Origin of the sequence: Streptomyces zagrosensis, from assembly GCF_014203645.1 — a bacterium.
In the GTDB taxonomy this organism is placed as follows: domain Bacteria; phylum Actinomycetota; class Actinomycetes; order Streptomycetales; family Streptomycetaceae; genus Streptomyces; species Streptomyces zagrosensis.
This window is the reverse complement of record NZ_JACHJL010000005.1, coordinates 428,705-450,950: the sequence shown is the minus strand read 5'-3', so window position 1 is coordinate 450,950 and position 22,246 is coordinate 428,705. Positions and strand designations below refer to the sequence as shown.

Genomic DNA, 22,246 nt, shown 5'->3' with positions numbered 1-22,246 from the left:
CCTAGTCCGGCCGCATCGGCAGCGGCCGCAGCACATCCCGCAGCAGCATCGCCACCTCCACCGACGACTCCGACACCGGTGTGAGACGGAATGCGACCAGGGAGTGCGAGTAGGCGTCCAGAGCGAGAGTGAGGTGGACGGTGATCGGGGTGCCGAACACGTCGTCGAGGACCTTCACCGGCAGCGGCGTGGTGTCCAGCGCGACGACCTGCCCCGGGCGGGTGATCACGACCTTCGCCTTCCCCGTTTCCACCGCCGCGGCGGAGCGGACATAGCGCTGACGTGCGCGGCCGCTGTCGAACCACTCCTTCCACACCTTCATCAACGTGGTGTAGTGCGGAACGTGGACCTCGGAGCCGAACTTCTCGGTCACGTACTGGTGGATCATCCGTTCCTTGGTCTTCATGCTCACCTTCGAGCGGTGCAGACACTCGGCGTGAACGGCCCGGATCGCCTCGGCGATCTCCTCGGTGACCGCCCGCCGCCCGCGTAGCGGCGGTGTCCACCGTCCGTCCGCCAAGCCGATCAGCCCGTGCTCGGTGTACTGGGCCGCCATGCGCTTCAGTGACCGCTCGCTGAACCACTCCAGTCCCAGATGTTTGGCCTCCTGGCGGTCCAGCCCCTTCAACTCGTCCGCCTTCGCCCGGCGCCGCTCGGTCAGCGTGGTGTGCGCCGGGTCGTACTCAGGCCGGGGCTCGCCCGGCCGTGCCCAGTGCCGGCTGCCGCTGCGGTAGCCGGTCTGGACCTCCAGCAGATGGGCTTCTCTGATCCGTGCCCTGGTCAGGTCGTGTTCTTGAAGATCTTCGACCCCTGTCCGCTGACGCTCCTCACTCATCACGAACCCCTCACCGGATAGATCCACGCGGTGTCGCCGAACGGTTGGGCGAGATCCATGGCCAGACGCCGGTGCCAGAGCAGATGGACGGCATGGGTGCGGGCGACGGCGGGCAGGGACGTGGCGTCCACCAACTCGCCGAACTGCCGGGGGCGTTCGGCGCATAGATCCAGCAGTTCATCGTGCAGGCCGAGCCGGTCGACCATCGGCCGACGCCGCGCGGACAGCGCGTCCAGCCCGGCCGTCACATGGCGGCGCCAGCCAGCCACCACCAGGTAGCGCCAGCCGGCTGCTGCCGCTGCCCGCTCGGCCGCGGCGAACTTCACGAGGTCCTTGTCCTTGACCAGGCGTCCCGGTCTCACGTCGATCAACAACGCCGTCCCGGGCAGCAGCACGAGGAAGTCCGGGGTGTGCTCCTCGGCGCCGTCGACGGTGGTGAACTTCAGCGTGAACGGCTGGGACAACACCTCGCTCATCCCGTCCGTAAAGTCCAGGGCCAGCAGCAGGCGGCGCTCTTCCAAGCTCTCGAAACCGTGCATCCGGCCCGTGACCAGCACCAACTTCAGCCCCGGCCGGTGCCGCTGAGCGGCCCGCCAGGTGAAACCGCGCACCGGCGCCGAAGCTAGCGCGGGAAAGTCCGCCAGGTTCTGAACCGGGCAGACCACCTTCGCCTGGGACGCCTTCCACGCCGTTGTCCACCGACGTGTCCACCCGCGCCCTGTCTCCAGCCGCGCAGTCGCCTCCGGGGCGAGGGCGTACGGCACGACGAGATCATCAAGGGTGCAGTCGTGCGACCACACGGGCTCCGCCTCGACCGGCGGCGTACGGACCGATACCTCCATGCCCTCAGAACAAGCCGTCCGAAGGAGCTCGCGTACCGCTTTCGCCGAAAACGACGCAGGTGAGAGCAGTGGCCGCTACCCTGCGGGCCACCTTCCGCGCTCAGCGGGCCAACTCAACCGCTCACGGGCCAGCTCAAAAACTCAGTCTCAACCCGCCCCTGTGCCGCACATCACTCCATTGCATAAAGCTGCATAGCTCCGTATAGTCATGCCTTCACGGAGGAGGGTTCGATGACGGTACGGGCAGCGGTGGCCGGGGCCAGCGGGTATGCGGGTGGGGAGGTGCTGCGGCTGTTGCTCGGGCATCCCGAGGTGGAGATCGGGGAGCTGACGGGAAACTCCAACGCCGGGCAGTCGCTCGGGGTGCTACAGCCCCACCTTCGCGCGCTGGCCGAGCGGGTGCTAGCGCCCACCAGCATCGAGCGGCTGGCCGGGCATGACGTCGTGTTCCTCGCGCTGCCGCATGGGCAGTCCGCCGAGGTCGCCAGGGAGCTGGGGCCCGACGTCACGGTGATCGACTGCGGGGCCGATTTTCGGCTGCGCGACAAGGCGGACTGGGAGGCGTTCTACGGCTCACCGCACGCGGGCGCCTGGCCGTACGGTCTTCCCGAGCTGCCCGGCGGGCGAGACGCGCTGCGCGGCAGCAAGCGCATCGCGGTGCCCGGCTGCTATCCGACGGCCGTCTCGCTGGCCCTCTTTCCCGCCTACGCCGCCGGTCTGGTCGAGCCGGAGGCGGTGATCGTCGCGGCCTCCGGCACCTCGGGTGCGGGCAAGGCGGCCAAGCCGCACTTGCTCGGCAGCGAGGTGATGGGCTCTATGAGCCCGTACGGTGTCGGCGGTGTCCATCGGCACACCCCCGAGATGATCCAGAACCTGTCGGCCGTCGCGGGGGAGCGGGTCAGCGTCTCGTTCACGCCTACCCTCGCGCCCATGCCCCGCGGCATCCTCGCCACCTGTAGCGCCCGCACCAGGCCCGGTGTCAGCGCAGCCGACGCGCGTGCCGCATATGAGCAGGCGCTGCGCGACGAGCCGTTCGTACGGCTGCTGCCCGAGGGCCAGTGGCCCGCCACCTCCGCCGTCTACGGGGCCAACACGGCGCTCTTGCAACTCGCCCACGACCCGGCGGCCGGGCGGCTCATCGTCATCAGCGCCATCGACAACCTCACCAAAGGCACCGCAGGTGGGGCCGTGCAGAGCATGAACGTCGCCCTCGGCTTCCCCGAGGGGCTGGGCCTTTCCACCGCAGGGGTGGCGCCGTGAACCAGCCGCACCCGGCCCGTACGCCGGTCCGCGCTCCAGTCCTCGCCCTTGCCCCAGCCCGTGCCGTGGCTGACACCACGAACCCCTGGCAACCCCCGTCCCACCGCCCGGCAGCAGCCGCGGGCGCGGTCGCACTCATGGAAGCGAACGGAGCAGCACAGTGAGCGTCACGGCAGCACAGGGATTCACCGCGGCGGGCATCGCCGCCGGGATCAAGGAGAACGGCAACCCGGACCTGGCCCTGGTGGTCAACCACGGGCCGCGGCTGGCCGCCGCCGGTGTCTTCACCTCCAACCGGGTGAAGGCGGCGCCCGTGCTGTGGTCCGAGCAGGTGCTGGCCGGCGGCGCGGTCTCGGCCGTCGTCCTCAACTCCGGTGGCGCCAACGCTTGCACCGGGCCGCTCGGCTTCCAGGACACCCACGCCACGGCCGAGAAGGTCGCCGCCGTGCTCGGGCACAGCGCCGGCGAGGTCGCCGTCGCCTCCACCGGCCTGATCGGGCTGCGGCTGCCAATGGACAAGCTGCTGCCCGGCGTGGAGACGGCCGCCGCCGCGCTCTCCCCGGACGGCGGCGAGAAGGCCGCCATCGCCATCAAGACGACCGACTCCGTACACAAGACGGCCGTCGTACGCAGCACCGACCAAGCTCAGTCGGGCCCGGGGCCAGCGACGGGATCGGAGCTGGGCACGGGGCCTGCCACCGCGGGCGGGTGGGCCGTGGGCGGCATGGCCAAGGGTGCGGGCATGTTGGCCCCGGGCCTGGCCACCATGCTCGTCGTCCTCACCACCGACGCCGACCTGGACGCCGCCGCGCTGGACAAGGCGCTGCGCGAGGCCACCCGCACCACCTTCGACCGGGTGGACTCCGATGGCTGTATGTCCACCAACGACACGGTGCTGCTGCTGGCTTCCGGCGCCTCCGGCATCGCCCCGGACTTCGAGGCGTTCGCCGAGGCGGTACGGGCCGTATGCGCCGATCTGGCACGGCAGTTGATCGGCGACGCCGAAGGCGCCTCCAAGGACATTCGCATCGAGGTCGTCGGCGCGGCCAGCGAGGACGACGCCGTCGAGGTCGGCCGCTCCATCGCCCGTAACAACCTCCTCAAGTGCGCCCTGCACGGCGAGGACCCCAACTGGGGCCGCGTACTCTCCGCCATCGGCACCACGTCCGCCACCTTCGAACCCGACCGGTTGAACGTGGCCATCAACGGCGTCTGGGTCTGCAAAGCCGGCTCGGTCGGCGAGGACCGCGAGCTGGTGGACATGCGCTACCGCGAGGTGGCCATCACCGCCGACCTGGCAGCCGGTCAGGAGTCCGCGGTCATCTGGTCCAACGACCTCACCGCCGACTACGTCCACGAGAACAGCGCGTACTCCTCATGAGCCAGACCGCACCCCGCCCCGCGAGCCAGCCCACGCCCCCGTCCGCCGGCGCTGCGGCGCCAGCGCCACCCGAAGTGCCGGCCCAACCGGGATCGGCGGCCCCCGCCGTGCCGGACCCCGCGCACCCGGGCACCGCCGCCACCCGCAAGCACACCGCGTTGCCCAAGGCGCGCACGCTCATCGAGGCACTGCCGTGGCTGACGCGGCACCACGGCAAGTGCGTGGTCATCAAGTTCGGCGGAAACGCCATGGTGGACGATGACCTCAAGGCCGCCTTCGCCCAGGACGTCGTCTTCCTGCGGCACGCCGGGCTGCGCCCCGTGGTCGTCCACGGCGGCGGTCCGCAAATCAGCGCCCAGCTCGACCGGCTCGGCCTGAAATCGGAGTTCACGGCGGGCCTACGCGTCACCACGCCCGAGGCGATGGACGTCGTACGCATGGTCCTGGCCGGCCAGGTGCAGCGGGAACTGGTCGGGCTGCTCAACCAGCACGGCCCCTTCGCCGTGGGGATGACCGGCGAGGACGCGCACACCATGACCGCCACCAAGCGCTACGCCCACGTGGCCGGTGAGCCCGTTGACCTCGGTCGGGTCGGCGACATCACCCACATCAACGCCGGCGCCATCCAGGCCCTTCTCGATGACGGCCGCATCCCGGTGATCTCCTCCATCGCCCGCAGCGGCGATGAGGACGACGCCGGAGCCGGCGTCTTCAACGTCAACGCCGACACCGCCGCGGCGGCCCTCGCCGCAGCGCTGGGCGCCGAGACGCTGATGGTCCTCACCGACGTCGAGGGCCTGTACGCGAACTGGCCGCACAGCGACGAGGTGATCAGCCAGCTCACCGCATCCGAGCTGGAGAGACTGCTGCCCGAACTGGCCAGCGGCATGGTGCCCAAGATGGAGGGCTGTCTGCACGCGGTACGGGGCGGGGTGAACACCGCGCGCGTCATCGACGGCCGGGTACCGCACTCCATCTTGCTGGAGATTTTCACCGACGAGGGGATCGGCACCATGGTCGTGCCGGACGAGGAGCACCGTTGAGTAACTCCGAACTGACCCAGCGCTGGCAGGGCGCGCTGATGGACAACTACGGCACCCCGCGCATCCCGCTCACCCACGGCGTGGGCGCCCGCGTGTGGGACGCGAACGGCAGGGAGTATCTGGACTTCGTCGGCGGCATCGCGGTCAACGCCCTTGGCCACGGCCATCCGGCGGTCGTACGCGCCGTCTCCGACCAGATCGCCACCCTCGGCCACGTCTCCAATTTGTTCGTCGCCGAACCCCCGGTCGCCCTCGCCGAGCGACTGCTGCGCCTCTTCGAGCGGCCGGGCCGGGTCTACTTCTGCAACTCGGGCGCGGAGGCGGTCGAGGCCGCGTTCAAGATCGGGCGGCGTACGGGGCGTACCCACATGGTCGCCACCGCAGGCGGCTTCCACGGCCGCACCATGGGCGCCCTCGCGCTCACCGGCCAGCCCGCCAAGCAAGAACCCTTCCTACCGCTGCCAGGCGTCGTCACGCACGTGCCATACGGGGATGCTGAGGCGCTGCGCGCGGCCGTCACCACCGACACCGCGTTCGTGATCATCGAGCCGGTGCAGGGCGAGAGCGGGGTGATCGTGCCGCCCGCCGGCTATCTGGCCGCCGCCCGCGAGATCACCCGCGCCACCGGCACGCTGCTGGTCCTGGACGAGGTACAGACCGGCATCGGCCGCACCGGGCACTGGCTCGCGTGCCAGGCCCAGGGCGTCGAGCCGGATGTCGTCACCTTGGCCAAGGGGCTCGGTGGTGGGCTGCCCATCGGGGCCACCGTCGCATTCGGCGCCGCGGCCGAGCTCCTGACGCCCGGCCAGCACGGTTCTACGTTCGGCGGCAACCCGGTCGCCTGCGCCGCGGCGCTCGCCGTATTGGACACCATCGAGACCGAGGGAATCCTCGACCACGTGGAGCGAGCCGGCCAGCGGCTGCGCAAGGGAATCGAGGCGCTGGGCCACCCGCATATCGCCCAGATCCGTGGCGCGGGCCTGCTGCTGGGTATCGTGCTGCACGAGCCGCTCGCGCAGCGGGTGCAGCAGGCGGCTCAGGACGCCGGGCTCCTGGTGAACGCGGTCGCGTCGGATGTGATCCGGCTCGCGCCGCCGCTCATCGTCACGGACGAGGAGATCGACACGTTCCTCCGGGCACTGCCCGCCGTCCTTGACGGGGTACCCGCGCCCCATGGGACCAGTGCGTTCGATGGGGAATGACGATCCGGAGAGCGACACACGATGACCGAGGCCCAGGACACCGAGGGCACCAGCACGGAGCAGCCGCATGCCGGGCCCACCGTGCCGCAGACCCGCACCGCCCGCCACCGGCGGATCGTGGACATCCTGGGCCGGCATCCGGTCCGCTCCCAAAGCCAGCTCGCCAAGCTGCTCGCCGATGACGGCCTGACCGTCACCCAGGCGACGCTCTCGCGCGACCTGGACGAGTTGGGCGCGGTGAAGATCCGTAACACCGGTGGTGAGCTGATCTACGCCGTGCCCAGCGAGGGCGGGGACCGCACGCCGCGGGCCCCGCTCGGCGAGTCGGCCAGCGAGGGACGGATGGGCCGGCTCGCGGGTGAGCTGCTGATCTCGGCGGAGGCGTCCGCCAACCTCGTGGTGCTGCGCACTCCGCCGGGCGCGGCTCAGTTCCTCGCCTCGGCCATCGACACGGCCGAGCTGCACGACATCATCGGCACCATCGCCGGTGATGACACGCTGCTGCTGATCAGTCGGGACCCGCACGGCGGCCAGGCCCTGGCCGACCATCTGATGCGGCTGGCCCAGGGCGCCCGCTGAACCCGGCACCACCGGCGACACCAGCATCACCGGCGCCACCGGCATCACCGGCTGTCTCGCCCGACCCCCCAGTCAGCCCAGTCACCCCAGCCGCCCCCGCCACCTGTTCGTTCGCCCCCGATGACGGTCGAACGGGCAGGTGGCGTGGACCGATTGGTCATCCTCGACACCCCAAGGGTGCCGCGGTAGCGTGAGGCCGCTCCAGTACCGGGTCAGCGTTTCGGCCAGTGCTTGTGTGGCCTGATTCGATGCGCTGTCTTCGCATCTGCATTTCCACACCACCGAGCCCGCACTTGTGCCAAGCGCAAGCGAGGGGCACTTGGGGGAGATATGCCGGAAGACATAGCGTCCGCAGCACCCGCCCCAATCGACGCGATTCGTACGCTGCATACGCTCGGCCCGCCCGGCACCAATTTGGAGGCCGCGGCCCGGCAGTGGCTGCATCGCCGCGGACTTGCCGAGTCCGGAACCGTCGTATTGCACCCCTCGTTGGAATCCGCGCTCGATAGTGCCCCGCGTACGGGCGAACACGCGCTGGTCGCCTGTGCCGTCTATCCGGCATTGCATACCCTGGTTTTCGGCAACCTCCACACCTGCCGCATGGTCGATAGTTTCCTGATGCCGACCCATGACATGGTGCTCGCCGCATCGGCTGCCGCTCCCGAAAAGCTGCGCACCGTGGCCACGCACCCAGCCCCGGCCGGACTGGTACCGCCCTATTGCGAACAGCGCACGGCCCTGAGCAATGCGCAAGCTGCCATCGACTGCGCGAGCGGCGCAGTTGACGGCTGCATCACCACGGTGGTGGCAGCCGATATCCAGGGCCTACGGATCGTCCACAACTTCGGCTCCGTACCCATGGTTTTCACCCTGCACCAGGTCATCGAGGCCGCACGATGAGCGGGGAGATTCGGTACGCCCAGGCTGACGGCATGCGCGCGGAGGCGGACACCCTCACCCGCACGCTGATTCCCCGGGTGGACGCCTTCAGGGCGCGGCAGCGAGACGACGGCACCGTCAGCGAGCCGGGTGCACCGGATGCGCGGGCGCTGCGCTCGCTGGCCGACGACGCCGCGCGCTGGTTCGCGCGACACGGTCGGCACCGGCAGGCCGATGCCCTGGTGGCGGACGCCACCGACTGGCTGGCCGCCGGGCTGGACACCCCGCCCCACTTCGCGCGCTCCCGCGACGCGCTGGCCGCACCCGCCGATGGCGGTTGGGCGGCGTTCCTCGCGCCGGTACGCACCACCAACAGCGCCCCTCCGGTGGGGCAGCGGATGGAGTTCTTCTTGGTCCGGCGGCAGGAGCCGGCCGCGCTCAACCAGTTGGCCGCGCGCTACCCACATCCCAAGAACAACTGCCAGGCCACCGTCCTCCTGGCGGGCAGCGCGGGCTTCGCTCGGGGCAACTGCATCGTCTTCTTCCCGGAGAACGTGGCCGCTCACGACCGAGTCACCGCACAGGCGTACGCGATCTTCACCTTCAGCAAGTTCCGTAAGATCCACGAGACCTACGCCCTGCCGTCCGCCGAGGCCGTGCTCACGGCCAACTCGGTGCCGCGCGCCTCCAGCGGGCTCGACCCCCACACCTGCTACCAGGCCCGCTCGCTGTGGGGATATCTGCACGACTACTTCCACCACCAGGGCGCCTGGCCCCTGGACCAGCACATCAAGCTCAAGATGAACTGGTTCGTGGGGTTGCTCGAAGAGACCAAGGTGGACGCCCAGACGGCACTCGCCTGCGCGGAGGGTGACGTTCCGCACGCCGCTGAACAGATCGACATGATCCTCTTGGAACGCATGTTCCGCTATCCGCTGGCCGATGACGCCGTACGCAACTTCGATGCGGGAACCGGCGTCTTCCTCTACTCCTGGCTGCGTTCAGCGGGCGCGCTCACCCAGCGCGGCGAGCGGCTATCGCTCGACCGGGCAAGGCTGCTGACGGCATTACGTGAACTGGTCACCGCCATCACACAGCTGGAATCCCACGTCACGACGGCTGCGGAATACCGGGCCGCGGCCACCGCATTCGTGCGGCGATTTCTGCCCGCGGGCGAACCCGGCGACCGTTACCGTTTCACCGAAGATCAGCGCATTCTTTTGCGGGCGCGCGAACACCTGGCGTCCCTTCCCCCGCTCCACTTCGTACCGGGAGAATCATGAGCCCCACCGAACGGCATCGAGGCGACCTCACCAGGGACCAGCTGGAAGCGGCCGTCCTGTGCTATTTCCAGGCGTGCAACAAGGTGGACCGTGCCCTGTTCGCCCAATGCCTGGCCGAGGACGTGGTGCACTATCTCGCCGTGGGAATGCACGGGCCCATCCGAGGAATTGACCCCGTGGTCGAGCGCTGGGGCGCCGATGTTGCAGCGAATTCCTCGTCCTGGGTGGTGGACGGCGTGTACGCGGACGAGCGCACGCGTACGGCCGTGTGCGAATGGACCAGCTTCAAGCCCGGTTTGGGCACGGTGCTGCGTGGCACGGAGGTCTACCGCTTCAACGAGGCGGGCCTCATCGACGAGGTCCGCATCTACTACGCAGCACGCCGCGACGACACGGTCTCGGCCAACGAGCTGGAGGGCTACCCGTACGCGGAGCGGGGGTTCGCCACGTGAGCGACGACCTCCCGAACCGGCCCTTCGACGACCGCGACGGCGTCATCTGGCTGGACGGTGAGTTCGTCCCCTGGCGTGCTGCGCGGCTGCATGTGCTCAGCCATGGCCTGCACTACGCCACCAGCGTCTTCGAGGGCGAACGCGCCTATGCGGGAGCGGTGTTCAAGCTCCGCGAGCACAGCGAACGGCTCCTGGCATCCGGCCGCGAAATGGGCTTCGAAGTGCCCTGGAGCGCGGCCGAGTTGGATGTCGCCACCCGGGAGCTGATCCAGGCCCTGGACATTCACGACGGCTACGTACGGCCGGTGGCCTGGTGCGGCACCGAGACGATGAGCGTCTCGCCCCGGCAGGCCCACGTGCACGTCGCCATCGCGGCCTGGCCCTGGCCGCACGTGTTCACCCCCGCGGCGCAGCAGCAGGGCATCCGCCTTGCCACCGCACGCTGGCGCCGGCCCGCGCCGAACACCGCTCCGGTACGCGCCAAGGGCGGCGCGTTGTACGCCATCGGCGCCCTGGCCCGGCAGGAGGCCGAAAGCGCGGGCTACGACGATGCGCTGCTTCTTGACCACCGGGGCCTGCTGGCCGAGGCCACCGGCGCCAACCTCTTCCTCGTCATCGACGGCGCGCTGCACACTCCGGTGCCCGACTGTTTCTTGGACGGCATCACCCGCCGCACGGTCATCGCAGCCGCCCGCCGCCTGGGCATACCCGTCGTGGAGCGGCCCATGGCGCCCGCCGAGCTCGCGGCGGCCACCGAGGCGTTCCTCACCGGCACCGCGTACGAGGTGCAGCCCATCCGCTGCATCGACGACCGGGAGTTCACGGTCGGCGACATCGGCATGGCGCTGTTGAAGGACTACCAGCACACGGTTGCGGCCACCGCACGGAGCACGGGCGCGTGAGCGGCACCGAACCCGCGCCGCACCCGGGCGACCCCACGGCCGGTCGGCGCGCCGCCTACGTCGCAGGGGCGAGGGCGGCGCTTCCTTTCACCGTGGCGCTCTTCGCCTTCGGCATCTCCTTTGGGGTGCTCGCCAAGGGCGCCGAGTTCTCGGCGCTGGCCGCCGCCACGATGTCCGGGCTCGTCTTCGTGGGCTCCTCCCAGTTCGCCGCCGTATCCGTGCTGGTCAACGGCGGCGGCTGGGTGGCGGCTGCCGTCGCCGGAACCCTGCTCAACCTGCGCTACCTCGTCATGGGCTTCGCCATCTTGCCCGCCCTGCGCGGTGGCCGGGCCCGCCGCGCCGTCGAGTCGCAACTGGTGATCGAGGAGTCCTGGGCCATCGCCAGCGACACGGACGGCCGCTTCGACCGGGTCCGTCTGCTGTCCTCCGGCGTCGTGCTCTGGCTCGGCTGGGTCGCGGGCACCCTGGTCGGCGCAGTGGGCCCGATCAAGGCGGTGGACATCCTGCGCCTTGGCCTGGACGCCGTCTCCCCGGTGCTCTTCTTCCTGCTCATCGCCCCCCACTTGGGCACCGCGCGCCGGCGCACCGCGGCGCTCGCCGCGGCCGGCAGCGCCCTGCTGCTCACCGGTCTCGGCGTGCCCGACATTGCCATTGCCGTGGCCTGCCTCATCGCCGTCGGATGGACCTGGAGGGGGAGGGCCCGATGAACCACACGCCCTGGCTCGTCGTCGGCGCCCTGGTGGTGACCACCTTTCTGCTCAAGGGGGCCGGGTCGCTGGTCATGGGGGACCGGGAGCTGCCGAGCTGGTTTCCGCGCTTTGTCGAATATCTGACTCCGGCGCTGCTGGCCGTGCTGGTCGTCACCCAGCTCGTGGGCTCATCCGACGCGGACGGCTTGGCCTTCGACGCCCGGATCGCCGGGTTCGCGGCGGCGCTGGCCGCCTGGCGGCTCAAGGCCCCGGTGCCGCTGGTCGTCCTCGTCGCGGCGGCGGTCACAGCCGCCACCCGCGCCCTGCTGTGACCCTGCTGTCTGCTGCCGAGGCCGGCCGCGATTGCGGCACTCCCAAACACCCAGCTCAACGCAACTCAACTCAACGCAGCTCAACTCAACGCAGCTCAGCTCGACTCAGCTCGCACCCCGCCCGGCCGGGTCAGGCCCATGTCCTCGTATAACTCCGCGGCCTCCCGCCGATACCGCTGCGCCGTGCGGGTGCTGCGCGCCTGCCGCAGCCCGCCCGCGACGTCCAGGGCGCGGGCAAGACCGAGCCGGTAGCCGGTCTCCCGGTGGATGACCAGGGCGTGTTCCACGGCCTCCCGCGCCTTCTCGTGATGGCGCAATGCCTGCCGTACGCACGCGAGTTCCGTCAGGGCCTCACCCTCGGCGACCCGGAACCCCGCCTGCCGCGCCATGGTCAGCGCGGTTCGCGTGTGCGACATTGCCTCGCGGTAGCTCCCGCGCGATCGGTAGGCGGCGGCGATCCCCAGGCGCGCGGCCACCTCGGCCCTGCGGCAGCCCGCCTCGGTGGCCAGCCGCAGCGCACGCCCGTGCCGGTCCAGCGCGCCGGCGACATCGTCCATGCTGAGCAGCGTCGTGCCCAAGGCGTTGAGCGCGTCGGGTTCCACCAGGCGGCGATGGGTGCGCTGGGTGGTGTGCAGGGCGTCGGACGCGTACTTGAGCGCCATCCGGGGATCGCCGGTGTCGCGGCAGAGCATGGCCAGGCAGCACAGCACGCCCTCCCCTGCGTATGTGGACGGCAGCCGGTCATCTCCCGCCAACACGTCCCGTAGGAGCGGGCCGGCCTCCTCGTACCGCCCCAGCCCGTGCAGCGTGGCGCCAAGCCCCCACTGAGGCAGGGCCGCCGCGTGCGGGTCGGTGGACTCTCGGCCCAGGTCTTGGCCCTCGGAGAAGTACGCGTGAGCCTCGTCAAATCGCCCCCGGTCCAGGGAGCAGAAGCCGAGCAGCGCCAATGCCCAGACCACACCGGCCGGCTGTGCCACCGCACGGTAGACCTCAAGCGCCCGCAGCGCGTGCCCGCGCGCGGCATCGAGCTGCCCCCGCTCCCTGCTGGCCGCGGCCAGACCGAGCAGCGCCCCACCCTTCTCGGCCAGCAGCCCGCCCTCCTCGTACAGTGCCTCGGCCCGCGCGCTGTGCCGCAGCGCCTCATCGTGCCGGGCCAGTTCCCAATGCACATAGCCCAGGCTCCAGTGCATGACCGCCTGGCCGTAGCCGTCCTCATCGGCGTCGGCCCCGCGTAGCCCGGCCTCGGCGGCGCGCAGCCAGTCGGTGCGCTGGCCGTGCGCCATCAAGTAGCCGTGTAGCACCAGGGACAGCCGCCAGGCGATGGTGTACGGGCCACGCTGGGAGGCGTGCTCGATGCAGGCCAGCAAGTTGGCCCGCTCAGTCTCCAGCCAGCCCAGGGCCGGGCGCTCGCCCGCGAAGATCAGTGGCGCGGCCAGCGGATCATCGGAGCGAGGCGCCGGCTCGGCGAACCACGAGTAGAACGTCCCGTACAGGCTCTGCGCCGCGCTGTCGGCCGTGGACAGATACCAGGTGAACAGCCGCCCCGTGGCGGCCTCGCGATCCGCGCTGTCGGTCTCTCGCAGAGCCCGCTCCCGCCCGTAAAGGCGTAGCAGCTCGTGCAGGTGGAAGCGGCCGGGCCGAAAGGTTTCCAGCAGGCTCCGGGAGCACAGGCGGTCAAGCCCCTTGGCGACCTCCGCCTCCGACAAACCGGCGAGTACGGCGGCGGCCCGGGTGGAGAAGTCGGTACCCGGCATCAGACCGAGGAACCGAAACAGCCGCTGCTCCGGTTCCGGCAACGCCAGGTAGGACAGGTCGAACGGGGCCCGGACGGCCGTGTCCCACGACTCGCCGATGGACAGTTCCGCCAGCCGGTCACCCTCCCGCAGATCGCGCGCCACATCGGCGACGTTGCGCACCCGGCTGCCCAGCAGATTGGCCGCGACGATGCGGATGGCCAAGGGGAGATGGCCGCACAGGTGCGTCACCTCGGCCGCGGCCTCGGGCTCCTCGCGTACGCGCCCCTCGCCGATGATGCGGGCGAGCAGCGACAATGACTCCTCCTCCTGGAAGGTGCCGAGATCGATGTGATGGGCGTCGTGGAAGGCGGTCAGGCCCCGCAGGTCATTACGACTGGTGACGACGACGCAGCAGGTCGGAGAGCCGGGCAGCAACGGCCGGACCTGTTCGAGCGCGGCGGCGTCGTCCAGCAAGATGAGGGCACGCTTGCCGGCGAGCAACGACCGGTACAGGGCGGCCTTCTCGTCCGACTGCTCGGGCAGGTGCCCCCGCGACACCCCGAGGGCGCGTAGCAACTGCCCCAACGCCTCGTCGGGCGCCAGGGGAGCGCCCGAGGCGTACCCGCGCAGGTTGATGTAGAACTGCCCGTCCGGAAACCTGTCCGCCACCCGGTGCATCCAGTGCACGGCCAGCGACGTCTTGCCCACCCCGGCCATCCCGGAGACCGCGGAGATCACCACGGTCTGCTCGGACGCCTGGGCCCGGGCGGCCAACTGGGCATCCAACTCCCGCAGACAGTCGGCCCGCCCGGTGAACGCGGCCACGTCCGTGGGGAGCTGCCGGGGGACCGGCGGCAACAGCGCTGGCGCGGCATCCGGTACGGAATCGGTGCCGGTCGACGCGGTGGACTCCGCACCGGCCGGGGGTTCGAGATGGAGGGAGGGGTCCGCACGGAGAACCTTGTGGTGGAGCTCCTGGAGCGCCCGCCCCGGTTGAATGCCCAACTCGTCGTCCAGAACCCGGCGTACGTCCCGATAGGCAGCCAGCGCGTCGGCCTGCCGCCCCGCCCGGTAGAGGGCGAGGATGAGCTGCGAGTGGGGCCGTTCCCGCAGCGGGTGCTCCTCGGTCAGGGTGCCGAGTTCGCCAATTGCCTCCTCGTTGCGGCCCAGGCCAAGCAGCGCGTCCACGCGCTCCTCCCTGGCCACCACCTGCATCTCGGTGAGCCGTTCCGCCTCGGACAGCGCGAAGCTCCGGTCGCTCACGCCGTCCAGCGCAGGACCCGACCACAGGGCCAGGGCCTCGTCCCAGTGCTCGACGGCTCGCTTGGCATCACCATCGGCGAATGCGCCTCGTGCGAGCTGAGCGAGCCGGAGGAACCACATCGCGTCAACGTGCCGGTCCGCAAGCCGCAGCGCGTAGTTCGTGTTACTCCTACCACCCGAGCTGACCAGCACGTTGAAGCCGTCCCTGGCTCGGCGGTCCGGCTCCAAAATGCGGCGTAGATGCAGGATGTGGGTCCGCAGCGTGGTCACCGCACCCCGCGGAGCGCCGCCCTCCCACAGCGCATCCACGATCCGCGAGGTGCTGACGGCTCGCCCACCCGCGAGCGCCAGGAGGGCCAACAGGGCACACTGCTGCGGCCCGAGGCTGACGCCGTGGCCGTCAACATCGACGCCCACCGGGCCAAGCAGCCGCAGGCGTACCGTTGCGCCCCCTGCCGTGTTCGCTGCTCCCCCCGGAGGGTGGCTCACCCGGCTCCTCTCGTCAGGCCCATCGCCACGTATGCCGCTGAGACGTCGGTGGCGGGTCGGTAAGGGTGTTCGCGGGGGCGATCCATGGGCCGCCCGATCGCTTAGCCCGGCCCTGCCTCGAAGTGGCTGATCTTCCCGTCGGTGAGCGTGAACGTCCATGCGGAGGAGAGGTCGCCCCAAATGTCGTTGTGGTAGCGGGCGCGGAGGGACAGCCCGTCGTCGGACTCCCACTCGACGTCCATGCGGGGGTGCGAGCCGAAGATCTCCCGCTCGGCCCATTCGACAAGGTTGTGGTCCATGTTGTCGTCGGACATGGACGCGTCGGGGGTAAGCGTGGCCCAGAGGGCCTTGCGGTCAGTGGCGTTCACGGCGGCGACGAAGGCGCGCACCGCTGGTTGGGACAGCTTGTTGTTCAGGCTCATTGGGCTGGCCTTTCCTGGTGCTCCGGTTGCCGGTCGGGGCGGTTGCCGGTCGGCGCGTTCCGCGCAGGGGCGGAGCGCCGGGTCGTGATGCGAGGGGTGTGGGGTCGGCGCGCCGGGTGCGGGGGGTTGCCGGCCAGCATGCGGCGGTGCTGGGCCGGTCCGGGAGGTGCGCCGATACGTCGTCGGTGTGGGTGGTACGCCGGTACTTCCGGGTGAGTGGTGTGCCGATATGTAGGGACGCCACTCAACCCGCGGAAGCGGAGGCCTCGCTCGTGTCCGGCGGGCTCGCCGGACCGCTCAGGGCCTGGGCCAAAGCGTGGGTGTCCTCAAAGAGGCGGTAGCCGGTGATCTGCTCGTCGGCGACGGTGACATGGGCGGCGAACGGCGTGGTCAGGGTTGCGCCGGTGGCCTTCACCGTGTCCCGGAGATGACCGATGATCACGCCGTGGGCGCCCTCGACCACGATGTGCGTGACGGTGAACTCCTCGGGTGTGAGATGGTCGTGCAACAGCCTGAAAAACTCCGCCACCTCGGCCCGCGAGGAACGCCGGCCCGACCACGGAGCCGCGCCGGAGCCAGGGGCATCCCAGGCGACGTCTTCGGAGAACAGCGCTACCGCGCCATCCAGATCACGGGCTCGGGTCTTGGCCAGATAAGCGTCGATGATGGCGCGGGTGCTCTCTGTGGACATCTCGTCGGCTCCTTATGCACGCGCTTGTCAGCGTGTTCCAGGCTCGCACTCTTCCCCCAGCACCGCGACACCTTCCCACAAGTTCACCTCCACCGGACCACCACGGCGCGGACAACTACTCGTCGGGTTACGCCGTGTCGCGCCATGACCGCCGCGCCCGGAGCGTAGGCGGTGCGCTCGGGCGCTCGTCGGATACGGCGAATACCGTGATTACTGCGAATACGGTGAATACGGTGAATTCGGCGAATACTGTGAATACGGCGAAAACCGTGGATGCGGTGAATACGGCGGATACTGCGGATACGGACGGCATCTTCCGGGTAGACACCGGGCGCGCAGGGCCGCTGGCCGCTTCTTCGGACCGCGGACCGGGCTGCGGATGGCTGTGTCCGAGGCGCGGGTCGAGCCGCCGACCCCCCTTGGACACAGCCCCCGGTGCGCTACGCCGCTCGGTCGCCAGGCAGTTGGGACGATCGCCGGGCGGTCACGGAGCACGGCAGAAAACCAGTGTCCGCACCATGCGACGGCTCCTAGGCTGCCCGGATGCCGATCTTTGATCACGAGGTGTCACTCGCCGCCGACCTCGCCCCACTCGTCGGCCCCCCGTGGGCACAGGGCACGCACCGCGATGTGACGGCCCGCCTGGTCCAGCTCGGGTGGACGCCCTGCGGAGTCGGTGACTGGGCGGTGGGCCTTCGCTCCCCGAGCGGCCTCCTGGCGGCCCGGGTTTGCCCCTTCGACCCGGCGTACGTGGCCTTCATCGACCTGTGCCGACGCTGTGCGGGCAACCCGTATTTGCCGCGCATAGAACGCGCCGACGCGCTCGATGGCGGCGGCACCTTGACGGTCATGGAGTTTCTGGCACCGGTGGAAGAGGCGGTAGCCGCCGCCGTACAGCGCCGCTGGACGCAGTGGGCGCCCCGCGCCGATGGCCAGCCGGCCGACCCCGCCTTCGAGCTGGTGCGCCAGGTCGCGCACCAGGTGGACGCGGAGTACCGCACCGCCATGCCCTGGTGGGACGGCATCGACCTGAACGAGGGCAACGTGCGGCGCGCCGTGGACGGCCGGGTCACGGTGATCGACGTGTTCTGCATGGACGGCGCAGCGCTGTACGCCCAGGTCCTCGCGGACGCCTCCGTAGTACGCGCCCGGATGGGCGAGGAACACACCCGGCACCTGCTGGACATCCCCTACATCGCACGAGAGAGCAGTCCGCAGGAGATCGGCGCGCTGCGCCGGGCTTGGGGCAAAGGCTGAGGCCGCGCCTGGCGAAGGCCCACGCCCTCGGCTCGGTCCGCGTACCTGCTGACGGCCGGCCAGTGCCTGGCACGCTTCTGAGCCAGTCGCCTGCATGATCAACCCTTGGCTTGAACTGCCGTGGGGAGCGGGGTCGTTGAGCTAGCGTGAAGCGGATACAAAGGAGCCGAAAGGCGATACCGGGGGCAAGGGGTTTTGCGCAGCACGTCGCCAGGTGGCTCGCTGTCCCTACCGCATACCCATGTGTCCACCCTGCATGCGGGCCCGCTGCGCCGACGAGGGACGAAGGAACATGAGCGCCGTTTACCGACTGGCACAGTGCACGCTCCTCGCGCTGCTCGGCGCCCAGATCCTCGCCGTGTCCGTCTACGGCTTCTGGTTCTTCCCCACCTTCGCGGACGGCATCGGTCCGGAGGACGAAACCACCAGCGGCTCCGCCAACCGCACGGGCGCCGCATCCATAGGTCTCGGCGGCGTCATCGTGCTGCTCGACGTCCTGGCCTGGCGAGGCATCCTCCGCTCGATGCGCCACGGGGCGCCGCCGGCCCGGCCGTTGCTGGCCGCGGGCGCGGCTCAGGTCCTCGTCGCGGCCTGCGCACTGCTCGTGGGCTGGCTCAGCGCCGCGGCGGCTGCCGTATTCGTGCTCCTCCTCGCGCTCGGGTGCCAACTGGCGGGCCGGCCGCGGGCCGCCTGACCTTGTTGGTTCGGCCGGGAACTCGGCTGATGCCGACCGTGAGCCGCCGTGCGTGCCATCGACGGCGCTGGCGCGGCCGATGTCCATACCGGAGCGCACGCGAAGATCAGCCCACCGGCACCCCTGCGCCCCGGGAGCGGCACCCCGGGCCCCGCGGCACTGCGTCTATGTGCCCTGCGGTACGTCCTGGTGAGCGCTGGGAGGTAGCGGCAGCGGCAGGCCGGGGAGGCCGTCGATGCTCGTGCCGACGTGTTCCTTTTTTTGGAAGTACGCGCTGAGCGACGCGTCGTCCTCGCGCCCGAAGCGCTGCGCGTGCAACGTTCGGTCCTCGCGGTAGTCCATGAGCGGTACGGCGTACCCGCAGGTGTCCCGGATGAGCTCGGCCGTGACAAGGATGATGGCCCGCAACCCGTGCGGCTCCGGGTTCACTGCGGGAAAATGCTGCAACAACTCGGCCCAGCGCGGATCGTCACGGAACACGGCCTCGCCCTGTCCGTGGATGCGCACGATGTTGGGCGGCCCGTCGAAGGCGCACCACATCAGCGTGATGCGGCCGTTTTCCCGTACATGAGCGATGGTTTCCGCGTTGCTTCCAGCGAAGTCGAGGTAACCGATGGTCATCTCGTCCAGCACGGCGAACGACCCGGACACGCCCTTGGGTGAGAGGTTGACGGTGCCATCGCCGGTGAGTGGCGCGGTGGCGGTGAAGAAGATCTTCTGCTCTTCGATGAAGGTACGCAGCCGTCCCTCGATGCGTTCGTATGTCTTTCCCATACCTCGCATTATGGGGAGGGGGGCCTGGATGACGGCTGGAGGCGATCACGATGCGAGCTGCCGAGGTGCGGGTGCGAAGGGTGTACGAGGCGCCGGAGCCACAGGACGGCGCCCGGGTGTTGGCGGACCGCGTCTGGCCACGCGGTCTTGCGAAGGCCGATGCTCACCTGGACGAGTGGTGCAAGGATGCGGCGCCGTCCACGGAGCTACGCCGCTGGTACGGCCACGACGCCGAGCGGTACGCGGAGTTCACCAGCCGCTATCAAGCAGAACTGGCCGAACCTGCGGCCAACGCCGCGCTGGCCGGGCTCAGGGAACGGGCCGCCCACGGCACGCTCACCCTGCTGACCGCAACGAAGGATCTCGACCTCAGCCATGTGACGGTACTGGCCGAGGCCGTGCGCGAACGGCGGTGAGATGCAGGGCCCGAACGGGTTGGGTTCCTCACACCTGCGCCGCAGGCGGCGAGGGTGGCTGCTCTAGGGCGGGGGTCGGGCCGCCGGTGATGGGTTCCTCGTGGAGGGTCGGAAGCTCGCGGCGGGTGCGAAGCGGGGAGAGGAAGACGGGGAGGAAGGCCGTTGCGAGGAAGGCGCCGCCCACCCAGAGCGTGGTGCGTACCCCGGTCAGCTCGCCCAGCAGGCCCGCCGCCGCGGCGCCGATGGCGAGCGCACCGGTGAGCACGAACCGAAAGGTGGCGTTCATGCGGCCGAGCAACGAGTCCGAGGTCATCTGCTGCCGCAGGCTGACGCCGAGCACGTTGTCCATGCCGGTCTTGAACATGATCAGCAGCCAGCCGGTTCCGGCCAACCACAGCCACGGGCCCCGGTCGATGAGCGGCACCAGGAGCCCAGCGGGCGCCATGCACAGGCCCACGAGGCCCAGGGTGCGCCCGTAACCGAGCAGGCCGGCGACGCGGCGGGCGCAGCGCGCACCAAGGAGGAGTCCGACTCCGCCCGCCGCCCAGAACAGGCCCAGCATGCCCGCCGGGTAGTCGAGGTCCCGGATGAACAGCACCGGGAGCATGGTGTTGATGAGCTGGCCGCCGAGGTTGCTGAGCGCCGCGGTGAGTGCGAGGGCTCGGAGTTCCCTGTTGCCGAAGACGTGCCGTAGGCCCTCCGCTATCTGCGCTCCGAGTCGGGTGGGGCGCATGGGCTGTGGGGGTGCCGGGGTGTGCCGGATGGCGGTCAGTCGCAGCGCCGAGGCCAGATAGCTCACGGCGGTGCAGGCCACGGCGATGGGTGCGGTCAAAAGCTGTACCAGGCCGCCGCCCGCGCCGCGTCCGGCCACATTGGCGACCGCCATCAGGCTCACGACCACGGCGTTGGCCCGCACCAGGCTCTTTCGCCCCACGAGTTGCGGCAGCACGCTCTGTGACCCGACGTCGAAGAAGACGGTGGCGCAGCCGTTCAGCAGCACGACCACGTACAACTGCCCGAGGGTGAGGGCGTCCAGCCACCAGGCCACCGGGACCGAGGCGAACAGCACCGCCCGGGCCAGGTCCGCGGTGATCAGTATCCGCCGGTGCCGCATCCGATCCACCCAGGCCCCGGCGGGCAACCCGATGAGCAGGAAGGCGATCGTGCTCAGCGTGGCGAGGGCGCCGACCTGCCCCGGCGTCGCGCTGAGCGCGGAGACGGCGATCAGCGGGATGGAGACGTAGCCGACGTTGGTGCCGAACTGACTGAGTGCGGACGCCGTGAACAGGGTGCGGAAGTCGGCTGCCTGCCAGGGGGAGTCGGGTCTCATGGTCCGTTCGTCCGGTGGTGGGCCTGGAGGTATGTCACCCTGCCCGACCGAATATGGCAGAACAAGTGAAAAGTTCTCCAGGTTATCTGTAGTTCTACTACAGGGTCCGCGGGTGGCTGGTTGTGTACGGCCGGCCGCGTTGTCGCGTTGACGAAACATACGGAGCGATGCATACTTATGCCAGTCAGTGAATGCACCGTAAGGAGAAACCCGTGACCGAGCGCGTCGTACTCGCCTACTCAGGCGGCCTTGACACCTCCGTCTGCATCGGCTGGATCGCCGAGGAGACGGGCGCCGAGGTCATCGCCGTGGCCGTGGATGTCGGGCAGGGTGGCGAGGACCTGGACGTCATCCGCAAGCGCGCGCTCGCCTGCGGTGCAGTGGAGGCGGAGGTCGCCGACGCCAAGGACGAGTTCGCCGACGAGTACTGCCTCCCGGCGATCAAGGCCAACGCGCTGTACATGGACCGCTACCCGCTGGTCTCCGCGCTCTCTCGGCCGACCATCGTCAAGCACCTGGTAGCCGCCGCCAACAAGCACGGCGCGAGCACCGTGGCGCACGGTTGCACCGGCAAGGGCAACGACCAGGTGCGGTTCGAGGCGGGCATCTCCTCGCTCGCGCCCGACCTGAGGTGCATCGCGCCGGTCCGGGACTACGCGATGACCCGGGACAAGGCCATCGCCTTCTGCGAGGAGAAGAACCTCCCGATCGCCACCAGCAAGAAGTCGCCGTACTCCATCGACCAGAACGTCTTCGGGCGGGCCGTGGAAACCGGCTTCCTGGAGGACATCTGGAACGCGCCGATCGAGGACGTCTACGACTACACATCGAACCCGGCCACGGCGCGCGAGGCCGACGAGGTCATCATCACCTTCAAGGAGGGCGCGCCGGTCGCCATCGACGGCAAGCCGGTCACCGTCCTTCAGGCGATTCAGCAGCTCAACGAGCGGGCCGGGGCGCAGGGCGTCGGCCGGATCGACATGGTCGAGGACCGGCTGGTGGGCATCAAGTCCCGGGAGGTCTACGAGGCGCCCGGTGCCATGGCGCTGATCACCGCGCACCAGGAGTTGGAGAGCGTCACCGTCGAACGCGAACTGGCCCGCTACAAGCGCCAGGTCGAGCAGCGGTGGAGCGAACTGGTCTACGACGGCCTGTGGTTCTCGCCGCTCAAGCGGGCCCTGGACGGCTTCATCGCCGAGGCCAACCAGCAGGTGTCCGGCGAGGTCCGGATGACCTTGCACGGTGGTCGCGCGGTCGCCACCGGGCGGCGCTCCGAGCAGTCGCTGTATGACTTCAACCTGGCCACCTACGACACCGGCGACACCTTCGACCAGTCGCTGTCCAAGGGCTTCATCGAGATCTTCGGAATGTCATCGAAGATCGCCGCCAAGCGCGACCTGGCCTAAGCGCTAGCCTCGCTAGCGCAGCAACCCCAGCAACCCCAGCAACTCACCGCCTCCTCGCCCTCACGGCGGGGAGGCGGTCGCACCTTCAC

General features: G+C 70.0%; 22 protein-coding genes. 15 read left to right on the top strand and 7 right to left on the bottom strand.

Annotated elements, in window-relative coordinates:
* Position 1: 1 nt before the first annotated feature.
* The gene (locus FHS42_RS13205; RefSeq protein ID WP_184572347.1) at positions 2 to 835 is read right to left on the bottom strand and encodes a hypothetical protein; all 834 of its coding nucleotides are present in this window, start codon (positions 833 to 835) and stop codon (positions 2 to 4) included.
* A complete protein-coding gene (locus FHS42_RS13200) occupies positions 835 to 1,677 on the bottom strand; it encodes a TnsA-like heteromeric transposase endonuclease subunit (protein ID WP_184572346.1) in 843 nt (280 codons plus the stop codon). The genes FHS42_RS13205 and FHS42_RS13200 overlap by 1 nt, the downstream gene beginning before the upstream one ends.
* Positions 1,678 to 1,908: 231 nt before the next feature.
* On the opposite strand from FHS42_RS13200, the gene argC reads away from it, so the two are divergent.
* The 11 genes from argC to FHS42_RS13150 all read left to right on the top strand — a co-directional run bounded on the left by argC (position 1,909) and on the right by FHS42_RS13150 (position 11,679).
* On the top strand, positions 1,909 to 2,937 hold the full coding sequence (argC, locus tag FHS42_RS13195) for an N-acetyl-gamma-glutamyl-phosphate reductase (RefSeq protein WP_184572344.1): 1,029 nt from the start codon (positions 1,909 to 1,911) through the stop codon (positions 2,935 to 2,937).
* Positions 2,938 to 3,097: 160 nt separating this feature from the next.
* The gene (argJ, locus tag FHS42_RS13190; protein WP_184572342.1) at positions 3,098 to 4,318 is read left to right on the top strand and encodes a bifunctional glutamate N-acetyltransferase/amino-acid acetyltransferase ArgJ; all 1,221 of its coding nucleotides are present in this window, start codon (positions 3,098 to 3,100) and stop codon (positions 4,316 to 4,318) included.
* Complete coding sequence (argB, locus tag FHS42_RS13185; protein ID WP_184572340.1) at positions 4,315 to 5,361, top strand: acetylglutamate kinase; 1,047 nt, start codon at positions 4,315 to 4,317, stop codon at positions 5,359 to 5,361. Before argJ ends, argB begins: the two co-directional genes overlap by 4 nt.
* A complete protein-coding gene (locus FHS42_RS13180) occupies positions 5,358 to 6,563 on the top strand; it encodes an acetylornithine transaminase (RefSeq protein ID WP_184572338.1) in 1,206 nt (401 codons plus the stop codon). The genes argB and FHS42_RS13180 overlap by 4 nt, the downstream gene beginning before the upstream one ends.
* A gap of 21 nt (positions 6,564 to 6,584) precedes the next feature.
* The gene (locus tag FHS42_RS13175; protein ID WP_184572336.1) at positions 6,585 to 7,142 is read left to right on the top strand and encodes an arginine repressor; all 558 of its coding nucleotides are present in this window, start codon (positions 6,585 to 6,587) and stop codon (positions 7,140 to 7,142) included.
* A 330-nt stretch (positions 7,143 to 7,472) separates the two neighbouring features.
* Positions 7,473 to 8,042, top strand: coding sequence for a type 2 periplasmic-binding domain-containing protein (locus FHS42_RS13170; RefSeq protein WP_184572334.1), 570 nt, complete (start codon positions 7,473 to 7,475; stop codon positions 8,040 to 8,042).
* Positions 8,039 to 9,304, top strand: a complete 1,266-nt coding sequence (locus tag FHS42_RS13165; RefSeq protein WP_184572332.1) for a DUF6421 family protein — start codon at positions 8,039 to 8,041, stop codon at positions 9,302 to 9,304. The genes FHS42_RS13170 and FHS42_RS13165 overlap by 4 nt, the downstream gene beginning before the upstream one ends.
* Positions 9,301 to 9,756, top strand: a complete 456-nt coding sequence (locus tag FHS42_RS36985; RefSeq protein ID WP_246494618.1) for a nuclear transport factor 2 family protein — start codon at positions 9,301 to 9,303, stop codon at positions 9,754 to 9,756. Before FHS42_RS13165 ends, FHS42_RS36985 begins: the two co-directional genes overlap by 4 nt.
* Positions 9,753 to 10,658, top strand: coding sequence for a branched-chain amino acid aminotransferase (locus tag FHS42_RS13160; RefSeq protein ID WP_312866854.1), 906 nt, complete (start codon positions 9,753 to 9,755; stop codon positions 10,656 to 10,658). The genes FHS42_RS36985 and FHS42_RS13160 overlap by 4 nt, the downstream gene beginning before the upstream one ends.
* The gene (locus FHS42_RS13155) at positions 10,655 to 11,365 is read left to right on the top strand and encodes an AzlC family ABC transporter permease (protein WP_184572327.1); all 711 of its coding nucleotides are present in this window, start codon (positions 10,655 to 10,657) and stop codon (positions 11,363 to 11,365) included. The genes FHS42_RS13160 and FHS42_RS13155 overlap by 4 nt, the downstream gene beginning before the upstream one ends.
* Complete coding sequence (locus FHS42_RS13150; RefSeq protein ID WP_184572325.1) at positions 11,362 to 11,679, top strand: branched-chain amino acid transport AzlD family protein; 318 nt, start codon at positions 11,362 to 11,364, stop codon at positions 11,677 to 11,679. The genes FHS42_RS13155 and FHS42_RS13150 overlap by 4 nt, the downstream gene beginning before the upstream one ends.
* Positions 11,680 to 11,774: 95 nt before the next feature.
* On the opposite strand, the gene FHS42_RS13145 is transcribed toward FHS42_RS13150, so the two are convergent.
* From FHS42_RS13145 to FHS42_RS13135, 3 genes are all read right to left on the bottom strand, one after another.
* On the bottom strand, positions 11,775 to 15,167 hold the full coding sequence (locus tag FHS42_RS13145) for an AfsR/SARP family transcriptional regulator (protein ID WP_184572323.1): 3,393 nt from the start codon (positions 15,165 to 15,167) through the stop codon (positions 11,775 to 11,777).
* Positions 15,168 to 15,268: 101 nt separating this feature from the next.
* Complete coding sequence (locus FHS42_RS13140) at positions 15,269 to 15,589, bottom strand: nuclear transport factor 2 family protein (RefSeq protein ID WP_184572321.1); 321 nt, start codon at positions 15,587 to 15,589, stop codon at positions 15,269 to 15,271.
* A gap of 244 nt (positions 15,590 to 15,833) precedes the next feature.
* Positions 15,834 to 16,280 (bottom strand): nuclear transport factor 2 family protein, encoded by a 447-nt coding sequence (locus tag FHS42_RS13135; RefSeq protein ID WP_184572319.1) that lies wholly within the window; start codon positions 16,278 to 16,280, stop codon positions 15,834 to 15,836.
* Between the two features lie 543 nt (positions 16,281 to 16,823).
* Here FHS42_RS13135 and FHS42_RS13130 point away from each other — a divergent pair.
* Complete coding sequence (locus FHS42_RS13130) at positions 16,824 to 17,537, top strand: hypothetical protein (protein ID WP_184572317.1); 714 nt, start codon at positions 16,824 to 16,826, stop codon at positions 17,535 to 17,537.
* A 292-nt stretch (positions 17,538 to 17,829) separates the two neighbouring features.
* Positions 17,830 to 18,231 (top strand): hypothetical protein, encoded by a 402-nt coding sequence (locus FHS42_RS13125; protein ID WP_184572315.1) that lies wholly within the window; start codon positions 17,830 to 17,832, stop codon positions 18,229 to 18,231.
* A 165-nt stretch (positions 18,232 to 18,396) separates the two neighbouring features.
* On the opposite strand, the gene FHS42_RS13120 is transcribed toward FHS42_RS13125, so the two are convergent.
* Positions 18,397 to 19,005: a pyridoxamine 5'-phosphate oxidase family protein gene (locus tag FHS42_RS13120; protein WP_184572313.1), complete on the bottom strand. Its 609-nt coding sequence runs from the start codon at positions 19,003 to 19,005 to the stop codon at positions 18,397 to 18,399.
* Between the two features lie 50 nt (positions 19,006 to 19,055).
* On the opposite strand from FHS42_RS13120, the gene FHS42_RS13115 reads away from it, so the two are divergent.
* Positions 19,056 to 19,421 carry a DUF488 domain-containing protein gene (locus FHS42_RS13115; RefSeq protein ID WP_184572311.1) on the top strand — a complete coding sequence of 122 codons (366 nt, stop codon included), beginning with the start codon at positions 19,056 to 19,058 and terminating at the stop codon, positions 19,419 to 19,421.
* 28 nt (positions 19,422 to 19,449) lie between these two features.
* Here the strand turns inward: FHS42_RS13115 and FHS42_RS13110 are convergent, their stop codons facing one another.
* On the bottom strand, positions 19,450 to 20,751 hold the full coding sequence (locus FHS42_RS13110; protein ID WP_184572309.1) for an MFS transporter: 1,302 nt from the start codon (positions 20,749 to 20,751) through the stop codon (positions 19,450 to 19,452).
* Positions 20,752 to 20,963: 212 nt separating this feature from the next.
* On the opposite strand from FHS42_RS13110, the gene FHS42_RS13105 reads away from it, so the two are divergent.
* Entirely contained in the window at positions 20,964 to 22,157 is a 1,194-nt protein-coding gene (locus FHS42_RS13105) for an argininosuccinate synthase (protein WP_184572307.1), read from the top strand.
* Positions 22,158 to 22,246: the final 89 nt, after the last annotated feature.